At 71.3% G+C, this 14,911-nt stretch carries 11 protein-coding genes; 6 read left to right on the top strand and 5 right to left on the bottom strand.

What is annotated here, in order from left to right:
• A partial coding sequence (locus ACWGDX_RS31245) for a DUF5691 domain-containing protein (RefSeq protein WP_453630993.1) occupies positions 1–1,533 on the top strand: 1,533 nt, incomplete at its 5' end.
• A 185-nt stretch (positions 1,534–1,718) separates the two neighbouring features.
• Here the strand turns inward: ACWGDX_RS31245 and ACWGDX_RS31240 are convergent.
• The gene (locus ACWGDX_RS31240; protein ID WP_363080393.1) at positions 1,719–2,132 is read right to left on the bottom strand and encodes a cobalamin B12-binding domain-containing protein; all 414 of its coding nucleotides are present in this window, start codon (positions 2,130–2,132) and stop codon (positions 1,719–1,721) included.
• A 395-nt stretch (positions 2,133–2,527) separates the two neighbouring features.
• Between ACWGDX_RS31240 and ACWGDX_RS31235 the strand changes: the two genes are divergently transcribed.
• Positions 2,528–3,424, top strand: a complete 897-nt coding sequence (locus tag ACWGDX_RS31235) for an esterase/lipase family protein (protein ID WP_453630991.1) — start codon at positions 2,528–2,530, stop codon at positions 3,422–3,424.
• A gap of 611 nt (positions 3,425–4,035) precedes the next feature.
• The gene (locus ACWGDX_RS31230; protein ID WP_453630998.1) at positions 4,036–5,490 is read left to right on the top strand and encodes a peptidoglycan DD-metalloendopeptidase family protein; all 1,455 of its coding nucleotides are present in this window, start codon (positions 4,036–4,038) and stop codon (positions 5,488–5,490) included.
• Positions 5,491–5,606: 116 nt separating this feature from the next.
• On the opposite strand, the gene ACWGDX_RS31225 is transcribed toward ACWGDX_RS31230, so the two are convergent.
• Positions 5,607–8,231 (bottom strand): ATP-dependent DNA helicase, encoded by a 2,625-nt coding sequence (locus ACWGDX_RS31225; RefSeq protein WP_453630989.1) that lies wholly within the window; start codon positions 8,229–8,231, stop codon positions 5,607–5,609.
• A gap of 321 nt (positions 8,232–8,552) precedes the next feature.
• Between ACWGDX_RS31225 and ACWGDX_RS31220 the strand changes: the two genes are divergently transcribed.
• A complete protein-coding gene (locus ACWGDX_RS31220; protein ID WP_453630987.1) occupies positions 8,553–9,752 on the top strand; it encodes an NlpC/P60 family protein in 1,200 nt (399 codons plus the stop codon).
• Here ACWGDX_RS31220 and ACWGDX_RS31215 read toward each other — a convergent pair.
• Positions 9,728–10,468, bottom strand: coding sequence for a formylglycine-generating enzyme family protein (locus ACWGDX_RS31215; RefSeq protein ID WP_453630997.1), 741 nt, complete (start codon positions 10,466–10,468; stop codon positions 9,728–9,730). The genes ACWGDX_RS31220 and ACWGDX_RS31215 overlap by 25 nt on opposite strands.
• A 396-nt stretch (positions 10,469–10,864) precedes the next feature.
• Between ACWGDX_RS31215 and ACWGDX_RS31210 the strand changes: the two genes are divergently transcribed.
• The gene (locus tag ACWGDX_RS31210; RefSeq protein WP_453630985.1) at positions 10,865–11,929 is read left to right on the top strand and encodes an NlpC/P60 family protein; all 1,065 of its coding nucleotides are present in this window, start codon (positions 10,865–10,867) and stop codon (positions 11,927–11,929) included.
• 194 nt (positions 11,930–12,123) lie between these two features.
• Entirely contained in the window at positions 12,124–12,501 is a 378-nt protein-coding gene (locus ACWGDX_RS31205; RefSeq protein ID WP_453630983.1) for a hypothetical protein, read from the top strand.
• Between the two features lie 57 nt (positions 12,502–12,558).
• On the opposite strand, the gene ACWGDX_RS31200 is transcribed toward ACWGDX_RS31205, so the two are convergent.
• Positions 12,559–13,284, bottom strand: a complete 726-nt coding sequence (locus ACWGDX_RS31200; protein ID WP_363080401.1) for a response regulator transcription factor — start codon at positions 13,282–13,284, stop codon at positions 12,559–12,561.
• 46 nt (positions 13,285–13,330) lie between these two features.
• Complete coding sequence (locus ACWGDX_RS31195; RefSeq protein ID WP_453630981.1) at positions 13,331–14,632, bottom strand: PspC domain-containing protein; 1,302 nt, start codon at positions 14,630–14,632, stop codon at positions 13,331–13,333.
• Between the last annotated feature and the right edge of the window lie 279 nt (positions 14,633–14,911).

Below are 14,911 nucleotides of genomic sequence, written 5' to 3'. Positions count from 1 at the left end.
GCCCGTCCCGAACCAGCGCCCCGGGACGGGCGGCGGCAGCTGCCCGAGCCGGCCGGGAGGCGGCTCGGGCAGTTGCTCACCGACCGGTCGGCGCCGTCGGGCGGTGGAGGCCGCCGCGGTACGGCCCCCGATCTCACCGAGCTGCTTCCGCAGTGGCTGGCGGCCGCCAACGAGCACGGTTACCGCGCGCCCGCGGCCGTACTGCCCGCGCTGCTCGACGCGGCCCGCGCGCGTACCGATCTGCGGCCGCAGGCCCTGGCCTTCGCGGGGCCGCGCGGTCTCTGGCTCGCCCGGCTCAATCCCGAGTGGAAGTTCGCCCTGCGCGGCGCTTCCGGTGGTTCGGTCCCGCCCGAGGCGCGGGACGCCGAGGCCGTGCGGCTGCTCTGGGAGGAGGGTCTGTTCGCCGAGCGGATCGCCCTGCTCGGCGCGGTACGGGCGCGGGACGGCGAGGCGGCCCGCGCGCTGCTGGCGTCGACCTGGCCGACCGAGCGCGCCGAGGACCGGCTGATGTTCCTCGACTCCCTGCGTACGGGGCTGTCCGGGGCGGACGAACCCTTTCTGGAACGGGCCCTGTCGGACCGCAGCCGCAATGTCCGCTCCACCGCGGCCGAACTGCTCTCGGCGCTCCCGGAGTCCGCGCTCGCGGGGCGGATGGCCGCGCGGGCGGCGACCTGCGTGAGCATGGACCGCACGGGCGGCGGCCAGGTCATCGTGGTCGAGGCCCCGCACGAGTGCGACACGGACATGCAGCGTGACGGCGTGGTCCAGACGCCGCCCGCCGGACGGGGGGAACGGTCGTGGTGGCTGGGCCAGTTGGTGGAGGCCGCCCCGCTGAGCACCTGGCCCGACCGGCTCGGGGGCCGCACTCCGGAGGAGATCGTCGCGCTGCCCGTCCTGGACGACTGGCGGGACGAACTCCACGCGGCCTGGTGCCGGGCGGCCGTCCGGCAGCGGGACGCGCGCTGGTCCGCCGCGCTGCTGGGCACGCCGGTGACATCCCGGGAGAGCGGCACCGGTACCCCGTCCCTCGCGGAACGGGCGAAACTGCTGGCGACGCTTCCCTCCGCCGAACGGGCCTCCTGGGTGGCCGCGTTCATATCCGCCCACGGCCTCTCCGAGGCGTTCCAGCTGCTCGGCGTCTGCGCGGTGCCCTGGGCGGAGCCGCTCGGCCGGGCGGTCGTCGACGCACTCGACATCGCCCGGGACGCGGGCAGTTACCCCTGGAGCTTCAGCGGGGTGATGGGCCTCGCGGAACGCTGCCTCGACCCCGCCGAGGCGAGCCGGCTCGATCTGCTCACCGCGACCCCGGACGAGACCGAGGACGCCTCGCCGGGCGCGGGCGGCTACTGGTCGGAGGCGTTCCAGCGCCTGGTCTCCACGCTCCGGCTGCGCGCGGCGATGCTGTCGGAACTGAGGGAAGCCACCGAACCGGGGGTGCCGGCACCCCCGGCCGAACGGGCCGTACAGGCCGTACAGGCCGCACCAGTCGTAGAGGCCGCGCCGCACATATCGGCCGAACCCTCAGCGCCGTAGGCGGTGGTAGAGCCGTAGGCGGTGGTAGAGCCGTAGGCGGTGGTAGAGCCGTAGGCGGTGGTAGAGCCGTAGGCGGTGGTAGAGCCGTAGCGGCCCGAGCCTTGGAGGCCCGAGCCTGGGGGCCCGCCCACCCCGCGTTGCCTACGAGGCGTACCGAATATGCGGGGGCATGCCGGGACCGGGGGTCACGCGCCCGTCGGCTGGCGGACATGGTCGTTGACCCAGGCGACGATCGATGTCGTCGTCGCGCCAGGGGTGAAGATCTCCGCCACGCCCAGTTCCTTCAGCGGTGCGATGTCCGCCTCCGGGATGATGCCGCCGCCGAAGACCTTGATGTCCTCCGCGTCCCGCTCCTTCAGCAGCTCGATCACCTTCGCGAAGAGAGTGTTGTGCGCACCGGACAGGATGGACAGCCCGATCGCGTCGGCGTCCTCCTGGATCGCGGTGTCCACGATCTGCTCGGGGGTCTGGTGGAGCCCCGTGTAGATGACCTCCATGCCGGCGTCGCGCAGCGCCCGCGCGATCACCTTGGCCCCGCGATCGTGGCCGTCGAGACCCGGCTTGGCCACCACCACGCGGATCGGACCGGTCACACCCATCACTGCCTCCACATACCGACTGCAGACCGACTGCGTCGTCAATTGGCCCGGGTCCCCGCGCCCGCCTGGCCCGGAGAGGTGAACGAACGTTATCCACAGCATCCCGCACCCCGCTGTTTCGCGACGGTCGGCGAGGGGGAAATCACACGTGGGACATGTTCGCTTTGCGGTGTTCCGGTACCGCTCGGCCCCACGGCCGGGTCGGGACAGCCGCAAGGGGAGCCGCAGAGGAGCCGCCACACGGGCGCGTTCCACCGCATCGCCGGGGCGGTGCGGTGGAGGTTACCGGTGCGTCGGCTCCGGCACGTCGGCCGCGACCCGACCCGCGTGAGCGGCGCCCCATGAGGGCACACGGGGGTCAGAGCCGCCTCCCGGGTGCCGTTCGGAGGTCGGCCATGCAGATTCCGCCGTTCTTTCCGCTCTCTCCGCTCCTGCCTCCACTGCTGCGCCAGGTGAGCCGCGTACGCGAGGTGACGACACCCCCGGCCGCCCTGCTCCGCGCCAGCGCGATCGATCTGGCCATCCTCACCGGCCATCTCGTCCTTTACCCGGCCGGGATCGTCCAGGAGCGCCGCGCCGCCCCGCTGTCGCCCGAAACCCCTCAGCTCCCCACCGAGGGCCGCGCCCGGCCCCCCGTCGTGCTGCTCCACGGCCTCGTCGACAACCGCTCCGTCTTCGTGATGCTGCGCCGCTCCCTCTCCCGGCACGGCTGGACACGTCTGATCTCGCTCAACTACTCGCCGTTGACGTTCGACATCCGGACGGCCGCCGAGCTGCTCAGCCGGCACATCGAGGAGATCTGCGTCCGGACCGGCCACAGTCAGGTCGATGTGGTGGGGCACAGCCTGGGCGGTCTGATCGCCCGGTACTACGCGCAGCGTCTGGGCGGCGACACCCGGATTCGTATCCTGGTCACGCTCGGTACGCCCCACGAGGGCACCACCGCCGTGCCGCTGGCGGACGCCCACCCCGTGGTGCGCCAGATGCGGCCGGGATCCGCCCTGATCGAGGAGCTGAGGCTGCCCGCGCCCGGCTGCCGTACCCGGTTCGTGAGCTTCTGGAGCGATCTCGACCAGCTCATGGACCCGGTGGAGGCGGCGCGTATCAGCCATCCCGATCTCCTCACACAGAACGTGCATGTGGGCGGTCTCGGCCATCTCACCCTGCCGGTTCACCCCTCGGTCGCGGCCGGTGTACGGCATGTACTCGAATCGGGATTCCTGCCCGATCTCGGTTCAGGCGGCGAACCCGACGGGGATTCCGCGGCCGACGGACCGGCGTCCGTCGCCTGAGCCCCACCCGAGTTCCACCTGCCCCCGACCGAGCCCTCGGACCACACCCTCAGGTCGAGCCCTCGGACCGGACCGGCACTCGAACACCCTTCGAACGTACGGCCAAGCCTGTGCCCGCAGTCCGCCGAAACACGGCCGAATGCCCGTTTCCGCGAATCCCAAAACCTGCGGAAGATTGTCGCCGTCGCATACCGCCGGGTACAGTCGCGGCCACTGCTTTCCCTCTGGGGGTCCTCTCCACTCAGGACCGGTTTTCCCCAGACCCTGGTTCTGCTGCCGAGGCGAGAGAGAAGTTGGTGAACGACCAGCACGCCCACGCCGGGTACGCCGCATTTGACGGTTACCAGACCGGCAGCTACGCGACCGACCCGCTCTTCGGCTCCCTGCCGGGCGGCTATGAAGGCGCTCCGGCCCCCAGCGGGCCGTACGAGACGCAGTACGACGCCGGAGCCCAGTGGGACGGCGGCGCGCAGCAGCACCAGACGGCCGGATACGACGCGTACGCCACGCCGCAGTACGACACGAGCGGCCAGTGGGCGAATGTCACCACCAGCGGCACCGGCTACCAGCCGTCGGCGGATTACCAGCAGCCGGCGGACTATCAGCCGTCGATGGGCGTCCCCGCCCCGGCGGCCGAGCCGGACATGACCGGCCAGTGGGACGCCGACGCCTGGAGCCAGGCGAACCAGCTCAACGGGACCGGCCACCCGGGGCAGTTCGAGGATGCAACGTTCGGATACGACGCTTCGGGCGGGACCACGACGGCGCCGTTCGACCCGGCGCGGCAGGCCGCGCAGTTCGAGACCGCACCGTTCGACCCCGAGCAGTTCACGGCCGCCCCCGTCGGATACGAACCGACCGCGGTGTGGATGGCGCCCTCGTTCGACACCGACGCGTACGACGCCACCGCGTGGAACTCGGCGGACACGACGGCCGATCCGGAGCGGGGCCAGTACGACGCGGAGGGGCAGTACACCCCGGACGGTCAGTACGGCACCGATGGCCGGTACGGCACGGACGGCCAGTACGACGCCGACGGCGGGTACGGCACGAAGGCCCCGTACGACCCCGACCAGTTCGACCCCGACGCCGAGTACGGCGCCCCCGGGCCCGAGCCCGAACCCGTCGACGGCTTCGAGGCGGAGCCCGGTTACGAGGCCGACGACCGCGACGGCCCGCGGACCGGGGCGGACGCCGACACCGAGTTCGACCCCGGGGTCGACTCGCTGCACATGGCCCCGACCATGACCGTGCCCGCCATAACCGTGACGCCCGTGACCCCTCGCCCGGTACGCCGGGCAGGCGGGGGTGGGAACGGCAGCCGTGGCCGCCGCCGTACCCCCGCCAAGCGCTCCGCGCTCCTCACCGTCGCCGTACCCTCCGTCTGTGTGATGGGCGTCGCCGGTATCGCCGCCGCCTCCGTCGGCGGCCTCGGCGCGGAGGAGACCCAGGACGACACCAAGACCACGGCGACGGCCGCCGATCCCGGCTCCGTGAAGCCCGTCGCCGCGAACAACAAGCTGGACACCCAGCTCGCCGCCCTCAGTGCCGACGCCCGTGACTTCGGCGACCGCGCCAGCCGTACGCAGGAGCGCATCGACCTCAAGGAGCGGCAGGAGGCGGAGCGGAAGCAGCGCGCGGCCGAAGCAGCCCGCAAGGAGGCCCTGCGCCCCAAGTTCGCCCTTCCCGTGGCCATGCACGGCCTCAGCGCGTACTACGGCCAGGCCGGCGTCAACTGGATGTCCGTACACACCGGGATCGACTTCCCCGTCTCGTACGGCACACCGGTGATGGCCGCGACCGACGGCACCGTACGCACGCAGTACAACAGCGCCTACGGCAATATGGCGATCGTGACCGCGGCCGACGGCACCGAGACGTGGTACTGCCATCTCAGCAGCACGAAGATCCGCTCCGGTACGGTCAAGGCCGGTGATGTGATCGCCTATTCGGGGAACTCGGGCAACTCCACCGGTCCCCACCTGCACTTCGAGGTACGTCCCGGTGGCGGCTCGGCGATAGACCCGCTGTCCTGGCTCCGCAGCCACGGCCTCGACCCCACCTAGGCACAGGGCACGAAACACAGAGCACGAAGCCCCTCGGTTCTCCGTACCGAGGGGCTTTCCGCTTTCCGCCCACCAGGGCCCGAGCCAGGCCCGGCCCGCCAGGACCGGACCAGGGCCTAGAGCTTCTCCACCGGCGCGTACCGCAGCAGCAGCCGCTTGGGCTTGGTGTCCCCGAAGTCGACCGTCGCCTGGGTGTCCGCGCCCGTCCCCGTCACCGCCGTCACCGTGCCCAGACCGAACTGGTCGTGCGTGACACGGTCGCCGACCGCCAGCGAGATCACCGGCCGGTCGGTCGTACGCCGTGTGGCGAAGCCCGAAGGGCCGCCGGACCTGGTGCGCGAGGATCCGGAACCGGAGCCGGAACCCGAGGCCGCCGACAGCGAGGACGCGATCCCGGACGTCGGACCCGCCGGGATCTGCGCTCCGGTCCGCTTCCACTCCAGATGGTGGCCCGGGATCTCCTCCAGGAACCGTGACGGCGGGTTGTACGAGGGCTGCCCCCAGGCGCTCCGCATCGACGAACGCGTCAGATAGAGCCGCTCGCGGGCGCGCGTGATACCGACATACGCCAGTCGCCGCTCCTCCTCCAGCTCCTTCGTCTGGCCGAGGGCGCGCATGTGCGGGAAGACGCCGTCCTCCATGCCTGACAGGAACACCACGGGGAACTCAAGGCCCTTCGCGGTGTGCAGGGTCATCAGCGTGATGACGCCGGAGCCGTCCTCGTCCTCGTCGGGGATCTGGTCGGAGTCGGCGACGAGGGCCACCTGCTCCAGGAATTCGGCGAGCGTGCCGGTCGCGGTACCGCCGCCGGCACCCACCGCGCCGCCACCAGCGGCCCCGGCGGCCGCCGCACCGGCCTCGACATCCCCGGCCACCGCTTCCCCGGCACCCGTACCCCCCGCGGCCACCGCACCGGCGTCCGCGTCCGCGCCGTCGCCCGTCGCCCCGGCGGCCTGCGCGCGCGCCTGCTCGAACTCCAGCGCCACCGCCGCCAGTTCCTGGAGGTTCTCGATACGGGTCTCGTCCTGTGGATCGGTCGAAGCCTGAAGCTCCGCCAGATAACCGGTCCGTTCGAACACGGCCTCCAGCACCGTCGCGGGCCCGGCGCCCGATTCGACGACCGTACTCAGCTCCTCCATCAGCGTGTTGAAGCGCTTCACGGCGTTGGCGGAGCGGGCCGCCATGCCGTACGCCTCGTCCACCCGGCGCAGCGCCTGCGGGAAGGTGATCTTCTCCCGCAGCGCGAGGGCGTCGATCATGGCCTCCGCGCGGTCCCCGATACCGCGCTTGGGCACATTGAGGATGCGGCGCAGCGGGACGTTGTCCTCCGGGTTGGCCAGCACCCGCAGATAGGCCAGCACATCGCGGACCTCCTTGCGCTCGTAGAAGCGCACTCCGCCGACGACCTTGTACGGCAGGCCGACCCGGATGAAGATCTCCTCGAAGACACGCGACTGCGCGTTCGTCCGGTAGAAGACCGCGACATCACCCGCCTTGGCCTCACCCGCGTCCGTCAGCCGGTCGATCTCGTCGGCGACGAACTGCGCCTCGTCGTGCTCGGTGTCCGCGACATAGCCGACGATCTGGGCACCGGCGCCGGCCTTGGTCCACAGATTCTTCGGGCGGCGGCTCTCGTTCCGCTCGATGACCGCGTTGGCGGCGCTGAGGATCGTCTGCGTGGAGCGGTAGTTCTGCTCCAGCAAAATCGTGGTCGCGTCCGGATAGTCCTCCTCGAACTGGAGGATGTTACGGATAGTGGCGCCGCGGAAGGCGTAGATCGACTGGTCCGCGTCTCCGACGACACACAGCTCCGCCGGGTCCTGGTCCTCGCCGGAAGGGCCCACCAGCTCGCGTACGAGCGTGTACTGGGCGTGGTTCGTGTCCTGGTACTCGTCCACCAGCACATGGCGGAAGCGCCGCCTGTAGTGCTCGGCCACGTCGGGGAACGCCTGAAGCAGATGGACGGTGGTCATGATGATGTCGTCGAAGTCGAGGGCGTTGGCCTCGCGCAGCCGTGCCTGGTACATCCGGTACGCCTCGGCGAGCGTCTTCTCGAAGCCGTCGGATGCCTGGTCGGCGAAGGTCTCCTCGTCGATCAGCTCATTCTTCAGATTGGAGATCTTGGCGCTGAAGGACTTCGGCGGATAGCGCTTGGGATCGAGGTCCAGATCACGGCAGACCAGGGCCATGAGCCGCTTGGAGTCGGCGGCGTCGTAGATCGAGAACGACGAGGTGAAGCCGAGCCGCTTGGACTCGCGCCGCAGGATCCGTACACAGGCGCTGTGGAAGGTCATCACCCACATGGCACCGGCGCGCGGTCCGACGAGCTGCTCGACCCGCTCCTTCATCTCGCCCGCGGCCTTGTTGGTGAAGGTGATCGCCAGTATCTCGCCGGGGTGAACGGCGCGGTTGCCCAGCAGATACGCGATCCGGTGGGTCAGGACCCGGGTCTTCCCCGAGCCGGCCCCGGCCACGATGAGCAGGGGCGATCCCCTGTGCGCAACGGCCGCGCGCTGTTCCTCGTTCAACCCTTCGAGCAGCGCGGCGGGGTCCACGACCGTACGCGGGGAGCCGCCGCGGTGATACGGATCGCGCGCCGGCGGTGCGTCGAACGCGCCGCCGAAAAGATCGTCGGGCACCGCCTCCCGGGCATGCTCGTCGTGGTCCTCGGGCGGCGGTGGGTGCTCGTCGCCGGAGGGCTGGAGGTCCGCCAGGAAACTGTCGTCAAAGAGGCTGCTCATCGCTCTCCGAGTCTAGGCCGCCGGACTGACAGCCCGCGCCTGCTCGGAAAATCGGGAAGTCCCCGTCCGGTCACACAGTGCGACGAAAACCCCTGCCCAGGCCCCTGCCGACCCCCCGGAAACACTTTCCCCCGTCGCATGAGCAAATGGTCACGGAAATGTATCGGGCATATCGGCCATCGTCCTTCACATGAGGACCACACTTTGGCTAGCGTGCTCGGTCAGGCACCCCGTACCCCCGAAGGCGACCCGCGCCGAGCGGGCGGCCTATGCCGAAATCGGACATTCCATAGGGAAGTTCGACGGAAGGAGATGCTGGCCTTGGCGTCGCATCGCAAGTCGCGCACCCGTAGCGGAGTACGCACCAACTCCCCCGCCGTCGGGATCACGACGGCCGCCCTCGCTTCGGTCACGCTGCTCTCGGCGCAGAGCGCGAACGCCGCGCCCACCGAACCCCGGCCGTCCGTCGAAGAGGTGCAGAAGAAGGTCGACGATCTGTACCGCCAGGCCGGCGGCGCCACCCAGCAGTACAACAAGGCGAAGGAAGCCACGGAGAAGCAGAAGCGCGCCGTGAGCCGGGTGCTGGACGAGGTCGCCAAGCGCGCGGACAAGCTGAACGAGGCCCGCCGTACGCTGGGCAGCTTCGCGGCCGAGCAGTACCGCGAGGGCGGGCTCACCCAGACCGCCGCCCTGCTGTTCTCCGACAGCCCGCAGGCGTACTTCGAGCAGACGCAGATGATGGACCGGCTGTCGGACCGTCAGAGCGCCGTCCTCGCCGACTACCAGGCGCAGCAGGCCGCGGCGGCGAAGGAGCGGGCGGAGGCGACGAAGAGCCTGGAGTCGCTCACCGAGTCGCAGGCCACGCTGCGGACCAGCAAGGAGAACGTACAGAAGAAGCTCGGGACGGCCCGTGCGCTGCTGTCGCGGCTGACCGCGGCGGAGCAGGAGCGGCTGGCGGCGCTGGAGCGCAAGAAGGAAGAGGAGGCCCGCCGGAAGGCGGAGGCGAAGGCCAAGGAGGAGGCCCGCGCCCAGGCGGAGGCCGAGCGCACGCGCGAGCGGGAGCAGGCCGAGTCCCCGGCGACCGGTACGGGCGCGGGTACGGATTCGGGCACGGGAACGGGCTCCGGAACCGGGTCTGGAACCGGGTCCGGGTCCGCCGACAGCGGTTACGCCACCAAGGCCGCGAAGGTGCTCGCCTTCGCGCGCGCGCAGATAGGCAAGCCGTACGTCTGGGGCGCGTCGGGCCCCAGTTCGTACGACTGCTCGGGCCTGACCCAGGCCGCCTGGCGGGAGGCGGGCGTGCAACTGCCGCGCACCACCTGGGAGCAGGTCGAGGCCGGCACGCGCGTCGCCACGGGGGATCTGCTCCCCGGCGATCTGGTCTTCTTCTACGACGACATCAGCCATGTCGGCATCTACATAGGCGACGGCATGATGATCCACGCCCCCAAGCCGGGCGCGAACGTCCGCGAGGAGTCGATCTACTACATGCCGATCTACGGGAGCGTCCGCCCGGCCTGATCGGTTCCACGCGCCCGATCCGACCGATCCACCCGATCCGTCCGATCCATGACGGAACGTGCGACGCGGAAGCCCACGTCGTCGACCTGGTAGCTCGGGTGGCTGCGCCGGCGGGCGGAGGCCCGGCAGCTCCAGTGCTCGTCGAACCAGCCACCGCCACGCAGCACCCGGTAGGTGCCGTAGACCTCGGCGTCGTAGACGTCCCAGCACCAGTCCCAGACGTTGCCGAGCATGTCGTGAAAGCCCCACGGGTTGGCGCGCTTGCCGCCCACGTCGTGGACGCGCCCGTGCGAGTTGTCGCGGTACCACGCGATCTCGTCGAGCGGCCCGTAACCCGGGCCGCTCGTACCGGCCCGGCAGGCGTGCTCCCACTCGGCCTCGGTCGGCAGCCGGTAGCCGTCGGCGGAGGCGTCCCACTCGACGTCCTCGCCGTCGCCCTCACCCTCACCCTCGGCGCCGGTGTGGAGGCGGTAGACGGGTGTGAACCCGTCGTTCAGGGACAGGGCGTTGCAGAACCGGACCGCGCCCCACCAGGAGACGCTCTCGACGGGCAACCGGTCCCCCTGGGCGGTGCCGGGCCGCTCGCCGGTGATCCGCGCGTACAGCGCCCGGGTGACCGGGAACGCCGCGAGCCGGTAGGGCGCGAGCTCGACCGTCCAGCTTCGCCGTGTCCGCCGGTCCGACAGGGTCACCCGCCCCGGCGGGACGGTGATCATCTTGGTCGCCGCGCTCGTACTCCCGTCGCTCACGGCACTCCCCGCACTCACGGCACTCGCGTCCACGCCGTCAGGTCCGGACCGTGGCGATGAGGATGTTGATGGGTACGTCCATGGCCGGAGCCTAACGGGGGCCATATCACCTCTCCGAGGTGAGGTGGGGCTCTCTTTCCCTTTCGGCCGGGTCGGACCGGAAGGGCACCGTTCCGTCCGGATCGCGCTGATCACAAAGCGCTTCGGAAGCTTCACCTCCAGCCAATAGCGGCCATGCCGACACCGGGCTGTGACCTTGCGCCATAGCGTCCCCTTCCAGGCGGTCGACTCGTACCGCCGGGCCCGGACCGTACGGGCCCGAGGAACCCCGGAACCCAGGAACCCAAGGAAGTGGACGCCCTCGTGGCAGCGCACCGAAAACCCAAGCAGCGCCGGCTCACCGGCCCGATCGGCCGCACCGCCCTCACCCTCGCCCTCGCCGGCGCCGCGACCGCCACCGCCTCGGGCGCTCCCGCGCACGCGGAGCCCCAGCTCACCCCCGCCCAGGTCAAGGCCGAGATCGACAGCCTGTACGAGCAGGCCGAGGTCGCCACCGAGCGGTACAACGGGGCGAAGGAGAAGGCGGACGAGGCACGGGCCTCGCTGGCGCGGCTGCGTGACGAGGCCACCCGCAGGACGGACCGGCTCAACGTCTCACGCAACGCGCTCGGCTCGATCGCCACCGCGCAGTACCGCACGGGCGGCCTCGACCCCGCCGTGCAGCTCGCGCTCAGCTCCCGGCCCGACGACTTCCTCGAACGCGCCGGACTGGCCGAACGCGCCGGAGCCCGTCAGGCCGCCATGGCCGCCGGGATCCGCAAGGAACTCGCCGCGATCGCCCAGCTCCGCAGCCGGGCCGACGGACGGCTCGACGAGCTCGGGGCCCGCCGGTCGGAGCTGGCCCGCCACAAGTCCACCATCGAGGCGAAGCTCGACTCCGCCCGGCGGCTTCTGGACCGGCTGGACCCCGCGCGGCGCGCCGGGTACGGCGAGGACGGCGGGACGGGCCCGTACGGTCCTGGCGGGACGGGTCCGTACGGGCCTGGCGGGGCGGCCGGCAGCGCGGTGGGGGTGCCGGACTCCCGCGCGGCGGCGGCCGTCGCCTTCGCGTACGGGGCGATCGGCAAGCCGTACGTCTGGGGCGCGACCGGGCCCGGTTCCTTCGACTGCTCGGGGCTGACCCAGGCCGCCTGGCGCGCGGCGGGCGTATCCCTTCCCCGTACCACGTACACACAGATCAACGCGGGACAGCGCGTCACACGCGACCGGCTCGCCCCGGGTGATCTCGTGTTCTTCTTCTCCGGTGTCAGCCATGTCGGGATCTATGTCGGCGGGGGGCAGATGATCCATGCCCCGCGCCCCGGCTCGGCGGTGCGGCTGGCGCCGATCGACCAGATGCCGTTCGCGGGAGCCGCCCGGCCCGCGTAACCGGGACGCCCACGCGATCAGGACCCTCGCGCAACCGGGACGCCCACGTGATGAGGACGCCCGCGTACCGGGCAGGGCCGCACGGCTGATCCGGACGGGCCGACGCGTAACCAGGACGGACCTTCCGGGGTGCCCCGCCCCCTCCTTCACGCCACGATGAGCAGCAGTATTCCGTCGGCCGTGAAAGGGAAGCCGTGAGACGAGCCACCGCCGTCAGCGCGTCCGTCCTCACCGTCGGCGCGCTCTTCGTCCTGGCCCCCGTCGGCGTCACGCCCGAGGGTTGCGGCGATCTCTCCAACGGGCGGCTCTGCATCGAGGGCCCGATCGGTGGTACGGGCCGGTTCACCACGTGGTACGTCCAGCACGCGGACCGGCCCGGCACCACCGTACGCCTCGGCTATCAGCGCAAGGACGACCGGATCGTCGCGTTCCCCGGCTGGTTCGGGACCCAGCGCACCCAGGGCGGGCGGGCCGAGCTGAGCGGCACGCTCAAGACCGCGCCGGGGGAGTGCGTACGCGGCCTGCTGGAGCACGGGGACAGGACGTACGTCACCGAGTGGCACTGCTCGTAGGCGCAGGCGTACGGCGCCCCCAGGCGGCGTCCCCGTCAGACCAGCCTGCGCGCCGTCTCAGACCAGCCTGCGCGCCGTCGCCCATCGCGTCAGCTCATGCCGGTTGGAGAGCTGGAGCTTCCTGAGGACCGCCGAGACATGCGACTCCACGGTCTTCACCGAGATGAAGAGCTGCTTGGCGATCTCCTTGTACGCGTATCCCCGCGCGATCAGCCGCAGCACCTCACGCTCCCGCTGGGTGAGCCGGTCCAGGTCCTCGTCCACCGGCGGCGCGTCCGTCGATGCGAACGCGTCGAGGACGAAGCCGGCCAGCCGGGGCGAGAAGACCGCGTCGCCCTCCTGCACCCGGAAGATCGAGTCGACCAGATCGGTGCCGGTGATCGTCTTGGTGACATAGCCCCGGGCACCGCCCCTGATCACCCCGATGACATCCTCGGCGGCGTCGGAGACCGACAGCGCCAGGAAGCGCACCGGATTCTCGCCCGCGACCATCAGCGGCGCGCAGCGGCGCAGCACTTCCACACCGCCACCGCCCGGCAGATGGACGTCGAGCAGCACCACCTCGGGGCGGGTCGCCGTGATCACGGTGACCGCCTGGTCCACATCGGCCGCCTCACCGACGACCTCGACACCGGTCTGTTCGGTGCGGCCGATCTCCGCCTGCACACCGGTACGGAACATCCGGTGGTCGTCGACGAGCACGACCCGTACACGACGGCCGTCCCCGGCCCGGCCCCCGCCGCTGTCCGCCGGATTGCCCTCGGCCTGTACGCCCTCGCTCATGGTCTCTGCCCCTCGTCCTGGTAGTGGTCGCCGCGCGGGACACGGGTCATCCGTCCGCCCGCTCCATCTCCAGCTCGACCTCGGTGCCGCCGCCCGGCACCGAACGCAGCCGCGCCGTCCCGCCGTTGCGCTGCATCCGGCCGATGATCGACTCCCGTACGCCCATCCGGTCGGCCGGCACCGCGTCCAGGTCGAACCCGGGGCCGCGGTCCCTTACGGAGAGGAAGACCGTACGGCCCTCCACCTCCGCGAAGACCTGCACCGCGCCCCCATCGCCACCGTACTTGGCGGCGTTGACCATCGCCTCGCGTGCGGCCTGCATCTGTGCCGCCAGTTTCTCGTCGAGCGGGCAGTCGCCGACGACCACGACCTCGATCGGCACCCCGTGGTAGTCCTCCACCTCGGCCGCCGTCCGCTTCACCGCCTCGGCGAGGGTGGTGGGCTCGTCCTCCTCGTCCTTGCCCCGGCCCTCCGGCCTGTAGAGCCAGGCGCGCAGCTCACGTTCCTGGGCGCGGGCGAGTCTGCGGACCTCGCCCGGCTCGTCGGCATTGCGCTGTATCAGCGTGAGGGTGTGCAGTACGGAGTCATGGACATGCGCGGCGACCTCGGCGCGCTCCTGGGCGCGGATGCGCATCAGGCGCTCCTCCGAGAGGTCCTGTGTCATCCGTACGAGCCAGGGCCCGGCGAGCAGCGCGACCCCGGCGACGACGGCGATGGCACCGGTCAGCACGTTGCCGAGCTGGGCCGCCGAGCCGCGCACCACCATGAAGACGGCGAGGCCCAGACCGACCAGGGCGACTCCGGCGAGGGTGCGCGCGAGCTGGAACAGCCTCCGGCGGCGGCCGACCTCGGTCCAGCGGGCGCGGCGCGCGTTGTCCGCCTGACGCCAGACCAGGACGACGCCCGCGCCTGTCAGCAGCAGGGGCCAGATGTAGCGGTCGGCGTGGCTGCGGCCGAAACTGACGTTGCCGATGAAGACGCCGGCGCCGATCACCAGGGCTATCAGTGCGAAGATCTGGCCCTTGTCCGGCTTGCGGAGCCGGCGCCTGCCGTCGGGGCTGATCTCGAAGACGGAGCGGGACTCGACCGCCGTGCCGCCGACGCCGAGCGGGACGACGATCCAGAAGACGGCGTAGAGCAGCGCGCCGAGACCCTGGGAGAAGAAGAGACCGAGGAAGACGAGCCGTACCCAGACGACCGGCAGCCCGAGATGCCCGGCGAGACCGCGCGCCACACCGCCGAGAAGACGGCCGTCGGCGCTGCGGTACAGCTTGCGCGTCGGCGGCTCCTCCGGCACCGGGGCACGGGCGGCGGAGGGCGCGGTGGGGCGGGGCGGGGCGGCTGGCATGCCTTCGATGGTCACATGGCGGGGTGTGGGGGGACATCAGGGTCGGACCCCTGAGGCGACCCTGATGCCGTATCGGTCCCGTATCCCGGCCGTAACGGTCCCGGATCTCGGGGGCCGTAACGGGTCCGGACCCCGGCAGTCGCGGCGGTGCCGGACCTCAGGGGTGTTCAGGGGTGTGACGTCAGGGGTGTGACGCTCCGCACGCCGTGGAGGGCGCGGGAAGGTTCCTGCGGGGACTCGTCCCTCCGGAACGGCGCACACGCAAACGTCCATGATCCC

This window comes from Streptomyces sp. NPDC055025 (assembly GCF_053608565.1).
The sequence above is the reverse complement of the archived record's forward strand: the minus strand, read 5'-3'. Positions and strand labels throughout refer to the sequence as shown.

What these genes read in the sequence shown, in the direction of transcription:
- ACWGDX_RS31230 (WP_453630998.1), top strand. Translation starts at nt 4,036, where the DNA reads ATGGGCGTCCCCGCCCCGGCGGCCGAGCCGGACATGACCGGCCAGTGG.
- ACWGDX_RS31200 (WP_363080401.1), bottom strand. Translation starts at nt 13,284, where the DNA reads ATGAGCGAGGGCGTACAGGCCGAGGGCAATCCGGCGGACAGCGGCGGG.
- ACWGDX_RS31225 (WP_453630989.1), bottom strand. Translation starts at nt 8,231, where the DNA reads ATGAGCAGCCTCTTTGACGACAGTTTCCTGGCGGACCTCCAGCCCTCC.
- ACWGDX_RS31235 (WP_453630991.1), top strand. Translation starts at nt 2,528, where the DNA reads ATGCAGATTCCGCCGTTCTTTCCGCTCTCTCCGCTCCTGCCTCCACTG.
- ACWGDX_RS31240 (WP_363080393.1), bottom strand. Translation starts at nt 2,132, where the DNA reads ATGGGTGTGACCGGTCCGATCCGCGTGGTGGTGGCCAAGCCGGGTCTC.
- ACWGDX_RS31195 (WP_453630981.1), bottom strand. Translation starts at nt 14,632, where the DNA reads ATGCCAGCCGCCCCGCCCCGCCCCACCGCGCCCTCCGCCGCCCGTGCC.
- ACWGDX_RS31215 (WP_453630997.1), bottom strand. Translation starts at nt 10,468, where the DNA reads ATGATCACCGTCCCGCCGGGGCGGGTGACCCTGTCGGACCGGCGGACA.